General features: G+C 65.2%; 8 protein-coding genes and 2 pseudogenes. 7 read left to right on the top strand and 3 right to left on the bottom strand.

Annotated elements, in window-relative coordinates; translation table 11 throughout:
• From APH30_RS25770 to APH30_RS25760, 3 genes and pseudogenes are all read right to left on the bottom strand, one after another.
• Positions 1-222: pseudogene (locus tag APH30_RS25770) on the bottom strand (chemotaxis protein CheW); the annotation flags it as partial.
• Complete coding sequence (pilH, locus tag APH30_RS25765) at positions 219-584, bottom strand: twitching motility response regulator PilH (RefSeq protein ID WP_009682819.1); 366 nt, start codon at positions 582-584, stop codon at positions 219-221. The gene pilH and the pseudogene APH30_RS25770, both read right to left, overlap by 4 nt.
• Positions 585-631: 47 nt before the next feature.
• Positions 632-1,033 carry a PleD family two-component system response regulator gene (locus tag APH30_RS25760; RefSeq protein WP_009682818.1) on the bottom strand — a complete coding sequence of 134 codons (402 nt, stop codon included), beginning with the start codon at positions 1,031-1,033 and terminating at the stop codon, positions 632-634.
• Positions 1,034-1,275: 242 nt separating this feature from the next.
• Here APH30_RS25760 and gshB point away from each other — a divergent pair, with 242 nt between their 5' ends.
• The 7 genes and pseudogenes from gshB to APH30_RS25725 all read left to right on the top strand — a co-directional run.
• On the top strand, positions 1,276-2,229 hold the full coding sequence (gene gshB / locus APH30_RS25755) for a glutathione synthase (RefSeq protein WP_009682817.1): 954 nt from the start codon (positions 1,276-1,278) through the stop codon (positions 2,227-2,229).
• Between the two features lie 91 nt (positions 2,230-2,320).
• Positions 2,321-3,226 carry an energy transducer TonB gene (locus APH30_RS25750; RefSeq protein ID WP_029887365.1) on the top strand — a complete coding sequence of 302 codons (906 nt, stop codon included), beginning with the start codon at positions 2,321-2,323 and terminating at the stop codon, positions 3,224-3,226.
• Positions 3,227-3,348: 122 nt separating this feature from the next.
• Complete coding sequence (locus tag APH30_RS25745) at positions 3,349-3,918, top strand: YqgE/AlgH family protein (protein WP_029887678.1); 570 nt, start codon at positions 3,349-3,351, stop codon at positions 3,916-3,918.
• On the top strand, positions 3,918-4,343 hold the full coding sequence (gene ruvX / locus APH30_RS25740) for a Holliday junction resolvase RuvX (RefSeq protein WP_003249316.1): 426 nt from the start codon (positions 3,918-3,920) through the stop codon (positions 4,341-4,343). The genes APH30_RS25745 and ruvX overlap by 1 nt, the downstream gene beginning before the upstream one ends.
• Before the next feature lie 49 nt (positions 4,344-4,392).
• A complete protein-coding gene (gene pyrR, locus APH30_RS25735; RefSeq protein WP_054914118.1) occupies positions 4,393-4,911 on the top strand; it encodes a bifunctional pyr operon transcriptional regulator/uracil phosphoribosyltransferase PyrR in 519 nt (172 codons plus the stop codon).
• A gap of 12 nt (positions 4,912-4,923) precedes the next feature.
• Positions 4,924-5,928 (top strand): aspartate carbamoyltransferase catalytic subunit, encoded by a 1,005-nt coding sequence (locus tag APH30_RS25730; protein ID WP_009684474.1) that lies wholly within the window; start codon positions 4,924-4,926, stop codon positions 5,926-5,928.
• A pseudogene (locus tag APH30_RS25725) lies at positions 5,925-6,215 on the top strand (dihydroorotase); the annotation flags it as partial. The gene APH30_RS25730 and the pseudogene APH30_RS25725, both read left to right, overlap by 4 nt.

Genomic DNA, 6,215 nt, shown 5'->3' with positions numbered 1-6,215 from the left:
CACCCCCGGTACCCGGCTGCTACGCGGCTCGCGCAGCACCTCGGCCACCTCGCCCATGGGCGCGACGAACCATTGCCCGGCGGTGCGAAAGCCAATGCCACTCCACTCTTGCAGGCGGTTGTCTTGCGGCGGCTGGTCAGCGACCAGCAAACGGCAGCGCCGGTCGATGTCCAGCAACAACTCGAAGGCGGTCAGTGACGCGCCCTGCGGGCGGCTGGTCAAGCCCCCAGCACTTCTTTGAGCTTGGCGATCAGCGCCTCTTCGCCCACCGGTTTAGTGAGGAAGTCGCGGGCGCCCTGGCGGGTGGCCCAGATGCGGTCGGTCTCCTGGTCCTTGGTGGTGACCACGATCACCGGAATGGCACTGGTTTCCGGGTCTTTGCTGAGCTGGCGGGTGGCCTGGAAGCCGTTCATGCCCGGCATGACGATGTCCATCAGCACGGCGTCCGGCTTTTCCTGCCGGGCCAGGGCCACGCCGTCGGCACCGTTGTTGGCCTTGAGCACCTCGTGGCCATTCTTTTCAAGAAACTGGGTCAAACTCGTCATCTCTGTCGGCGAGTCGTCGACAATCAGAACTCGGGCCATGCTGTTACCCCATCAGGAAAGTAGAACCGTGCCATGGCGGGGCGCGGTCAGGGTGCTTGTGGTTCAGGTGCCGCAAACCCGGGCACATGGGCACGGATTGCGTCGAGCAGTTCTTCCTTGCTGAACGGCTTGGTCAGAAACTGATCAGAGCCGACTACCCGGCCGCGGGCCTTGTCGAACAGCCCGTCGCGCGACGACAACAGGATCACCGGGGTGTCCTTGAAGGCGCTGTTGTGCTTGATGATGGCGCAGGTCTGGTAGCCGTCCAGGCGCGGCATCAACACGTCGACGAAGATGATGCCGGGGCGGTGATCGACGATCTTGGCCAGGGCATCGAAGCCATCGCTGGCGGTGATCACCTCGCAGCCGGCTTCACCGAGCAACATCTGCGCAGTGCGGCGGATCGTGCGCGAGTCGTCGATCACCATCACCTTCAGGGGTTGTTCCATAGACGCCTACCCGTGGGAATTGAGCTGCAAGTTGCAAGCGGCAAGTTACAACAAAAGCCCAGCCGGCACGCGGCTGCTTTGCTCTTGAGGCTTGGAGCCAAGGGCTTGCAGCTGCATTTTTAACACACTCCGGGTGGCCGTTCCATCTGCGCCGCCCCTTGACCAGCGGCGTTCACAGCGCCACCCTGAGCCACTTTTCTTCCGACCCATCGCGGCAACGCGCCGCCAAGAGGAACCACCCCATGAGCGTTCGCCTCGGCATTGTCATGGACCCGATCGCGTCCATCTCCTACAAAAAGGACAGCTCGCTGGCCATGCTGCTGGCCGCCCAGGCACGCGGCTGGAGCCTGTTCTACATGGAGCAGCGCGACCTGTACCAGGGCGAAGGCAAAGCCCGTGCGCGCATGCGCCCACTGAACGTTTTCGCCGACCCGGCCCGCTGGTTCGAGCTGGGCGAAGAACAGGACAGCCCCCTGGCCGAGCTGGACGTGATCCTGATGCGCAAGGACCCGCCGTTCGACATGGAGTTCGTCTACAGCACCTACCTGCTGGAGCAAGCCGAGAACGATGGCGTGCTGGTGGTCAACCGCCCGCAAAGCCTGCGTGACTGCAACGAAAAACTGTTCGCCACGCTGTTCCCGCAGTGCACGCCACCGACGCTGGTCAGCCGCCGCCCGGACATCATCCGCGAGTTTGCCGCCAAGCATGGTGACGTGATCCTCAAACCGCTGGATGGCATGGGCGGCACGTCGATCTTCCGCCACCGGGTGGGCGACCCGAACCTGTCGGTGATCCTGGAAACCCTGACCGCGCTGGGTGCCCAGCAGATCATGGCGCAAGCCTACCTGCCGGCGATCAAGGACGGTGACAAGCGCATCCTGATGATCGACGGCGAGCCGGTAGACTACTGCCTGGCGCGCATTCCGGCCAGCGGCGAAACCCGTGGCAACCTGGCTGCCGGTGGCCGCGGCGAGGCGCGGCCGCTGAGCGACCGGGACCGCTGGATTGCCGCCCAGGTGGGGCCAACCCTGCGCGAGAAAGGCCTGTTGTTCGTGGGCCTCGACGTGATCGGCGATTACCTCACCGAGATCAACGTCACCAGCCCGACCTGCATTCGCGAAATCGACAACGCCTACAACACCGATATCGGCGGCAAGCTGATGGATGCCATTGATCGCCAGTTGCAGGCGCGCTGACCGCCGACGCACGGCATTTACCCGGAGTGGGGTATGATGCGGGTCCCATTTGCCTGGCCTGCTGCCCCGCCCTGCGGTTGCTGGATACCCGATGACGCTGCCCGCTGACATCCCTTCCGACCTGCTGCCCCCACGCGTTCGCCCAGTGGACCGGCTCGGTTTCACGCTGTTCCTGGCTGCGCTGGTGCACCTGGCGCTGATCCTCGGCGTCGGTTTCACCGTGGTCAAGCCTGCCGAAATCCGCCATACCATGGACATTACCCTGGCCACCTTCAAAAGCGAAAAACCGCCGGAGAAAGCTGATTTTCAGGCCCAGGACAACCAGCAAGGCAGCGGCACCCTGGACAAGAAGGCGGTGCCCAAGACCACCGAACTGGCGCCGTTCCAGGACAGCAAGATCAACAAGATCACCCCCCCGCCGGCAGCCAAGCCGGAAGTGGTGCCGCCACCAACCCCGCAGAAGTCGGCGGTGGTGACCACCGCGCCCAAGGCGCACAAGGTCGAGCCCAAGCCCAAGCCCAGCAAGGCGCAACCCAAGCCAGCCGCGCCCGCCCCGGACTTCGACAGCTCGCAGCTGTCCAGCCAGATCGCCAGCCTGGAGGCAGAGCTGTCCAACGAACAGCAACTGTACGCCAAGCGCCCGCGCATCCACCGCCTGAACGCTGCCTCGACCATGCGCGACAAGGGCGCCTGGTACAAGGAAGAGTGGCGCAAGAAAGTAGAGCGGGTGGGCAACCTCAACTACCCCGACGAGGCGCGCCGGCAGCAGATCTACGGCAACCTGCGCATGATGGTCTCGATCAACCGCGACGGCTCGCTCTACGAAGTGCTGGTACTGGAGTCGTCCGGGCAGCCGGTGCTGGACCAGGCAGCGCAGCGTATCGTGCGGCTGGCGGCGCCGTTCGCACCGTTTACCGGGGACCTGGCCGAGTTCGACCGCCTGGAGATCATCCGCACCTGGCGCTTTGCCCGTGGGGACCGTTTGTCCAGTAACTGAGCCAGGGCCGCTGCGCGCCCCTGTGGGCGCCGGCTTGCCGGCCACGGGCTGCGCAGCAACCCTCAAATCAGGCATACCGAGAACCTTGTCAGCCTCGCCACCTGGCGCCACACTACTACCCCATGAAAACCCTCACGCCGAGCTACCTCAAGCATCAGTTCCTGATCGCCATGCCGCACATGGCCGATCCGAACTTCGCCCAGACCCTCACGTACATTGTCGAGCACAACGCCCATGGCGCCATGGGCCTGGTGGTGAATCGGCCGCAGGAACTGAGCCTGGCCGATATTCTCGAGCAATTGCGCCCGGACGAAACGCCGCCGGACAGCACTTTGCAGGTGCCGATCTACCAGGGCGGCCCGGTGCAGACCGACCGTGGTTTCGTGCTGCACAGCAGCGAGTGCAGCTTCCAGGCGAGCGTGGCGCTGGAAGGGCTGACGCTGAGCACGTCGCAAGACATCCTGCTGGCCATTGCCGCCGGGGTCGGCCCCAAGCAAAGCCTGATCACGCTCGGCTATGCCGGCTGGGAAGCCGGCCAGCTGGAAGCGGAGCTGGCCGACAATGCCTGGCTCAACTGCCCGTTCGACCCGCAAATCATCTTTGAAATGGCCAGTGACCTGCGCCTGGAGGCCGCCGCCGCCAGCCTGGGCATCAACCTGCACCTGCTGACCAGCCAGGCGGGCCACGCCTGATGGCCGAACTACGCCTGCTGCTGGGTTTCGACTATGGCAGCAAACAGATCGGTGTGGCCGTCGGCCAGGTCATCACCGGCCAGGCCCGCGAGCTGTGCACGCTGAAGGCGCAGAACGGCGTGCCGGACTGGGCCCAGGTGGAAAAGCTGATTGCCGAATGGAAGCCGGACGCCATCGTCGTCGGCCTGCCATTGAACATGGACGGCACGCCCAGCGAAATGAGCGCCCGCGCCGAAAAATTTGCCCGCCGCCTCAATGGCCGCTTCAACCTGCCCGTGCACACCCACGACGAGCGCCTGACCACCTTCGAGGCCAAAGGCGAGCGCATGGCCCGTGGCGGCCAGCGCGGCAGCTACCGCGACAACCCGGTCGATGCCATCGCCGCGGCCCTGTTGCTGCAAGGCTGGCTGGAGGCCAATACCTGATCATCTTTGCCGCCGGCCATGCCCGGCGCACCCTTCCGAGGAGCCCGCAATGAGCCTACCCAACCCCGCCGAGCTGGTCCGGCAGATGGCTGTCGACCTTCGCGCCCACCTGGCCCGCCGCTGCATCAGCGGACCGCGTTACATCGGTATTCGTACAGGTGGTGTCTGGGTTGCCCAGGCCCTGCAGGAGGCCATGGGCGACGAGAGTGCCATGGGTACCCTGGACGTCTCGTTCTACCGCGATGACTTCAGCCAGAATGGCCTGCACCCGCAGGTACGCCCGTCCGAGCTGCCGTTCGAAGTCGAAGGCCAGCACCTGGTGCTGGTGGATGACGTGCTGATGAGCGGCCGCACCATCCGCGCGGCGCTCAACGAACTGTTCGATTATGGCCGCCCGGCCAGCGTCACCCTGGTCTGCCTGGTGGACCTGGATGCCGGCGAACTGCCAATCCGCCCGAATGTGGTCGGCGCCACCCTGTCGCTGGCCCCCGATGAACGGGTAAAATTGACCGGGCCCGCACCGCTCGCCCTCGAGCGCCAGGACCTCGCCTCCGCTTCCGCCCTTTAAGAGTCCCCCGCGATGACGCCAATCGACGCCAAGCGCCCGCTGCAGCTCAATGACCAGGGCCAGCTGCGCCACTTCCTCTCGCTTGACGGTTTGCCCCGCGAACTGCTCACCGAGATCCTCGACACCGCCGACTCCTTCCTGGAAGTCGGTGCCCGGGCCGTGAAAAAAGTCCCTTTGCTGCGCGGCAAGACCGTGTGCAACGTGTTCTTCGAGAACTCGACCCGTACCCGCACCACCTTCGAACTGGCAGCCCAGCGCCTGTCTGCCGACGTGATCAGCCTGAATGTGTCGACGTCCTCGACCAGCAAGGGCGAGACCTTGTTCGACACCCTGCGCAACCTCGAAGCCATGGCCGCCGACATGTTCGTCGTGCGCCACTCCGACTCGGGGGCTGCGCATTTCATCGCTGAGCACGTGTGCCCGCACGTTGCCGTGATCAACGGTGGTGACGGCCGCCATGCGCACCCGACCCAGGGCATGCTCGACATGCTGACCATCCGTCGCCACAAAGGCAGCTTCGAGAACCTGTCGGTAGCGATCGTCGGCGATATCCTGCACTCGCGGGTAGCCCGCTCCGACATGCTGGCGCTCAAGGCCCTGGGTTGCCCGGACATTCGCGTGATCGGGCCGAAAACCCTGATCCCGGTCGGTATCGAGCAGTACGGCGTGAAGGTCTACACCGACCTCGCCGAGGGCCTGAAGGATGTCGACGTGGTGATCATGCTGCGCCTGCAGCGTGAGCGCATGGCCGGTGGCCTGCTGCCCAGCGAAGGCGAGTTCTACCGCCTGTTCGGCCTGACCACCGCCCGCCTGGCCGGGGCCAAGCCGGATGCCATCGTCATGCACCCAGGCCCGATCAACCGGGGCGTGGAGATTGAGTCGGCGGTGGCCGACGGCAAGCATTCGGTGATCCTCAACCAGGTTACCTACGGCATCGCCGTACGCATGGCAGTGCTGTCCATGGCCATGAGCGGGCAAAACGCGCAACGTCAATTCGACCAGGAGAACGCCCAGTGACCATCAGCATTCTTGGCGCCCGGGTCATCGACCCCAACAGCGGCCTGGACCAGGTGACCGACCTGCACCTGGACGGTGGCCGCATTGCTGCCATCGGCGCCGCCCCGGCCGGTTTCAGCGCAAGCCGCACGATCCAGGCGCAAGGCCTGGTTGCCGCGCCTGGCCTGGTCGACCTTGGCGTGTCCCTGCGCGAACCGGGCTTTAGCCGCAAAGGCAACATCGCCAGCGAAACCCGCGCAGCCGTGGCCGGTGGCGTGACCAGCCTGTGCTGCCCACCGCAAACCAAG

This window comes from Pseudomonas sp. NBRC 111127 (assembly GCF_001320345.1).
GTDB lineage: Bacteria > Pseudomonadota > Gammaproteobacteria > Pseudomonadales > Pseudomonadaceae > Aquipseudomonas > Aquipseudomonas juntendi.
Note: the sequence above shows the minus strand (reverse complement) of the source record. Positions and strands in the feature narration are given on the sequence as shown.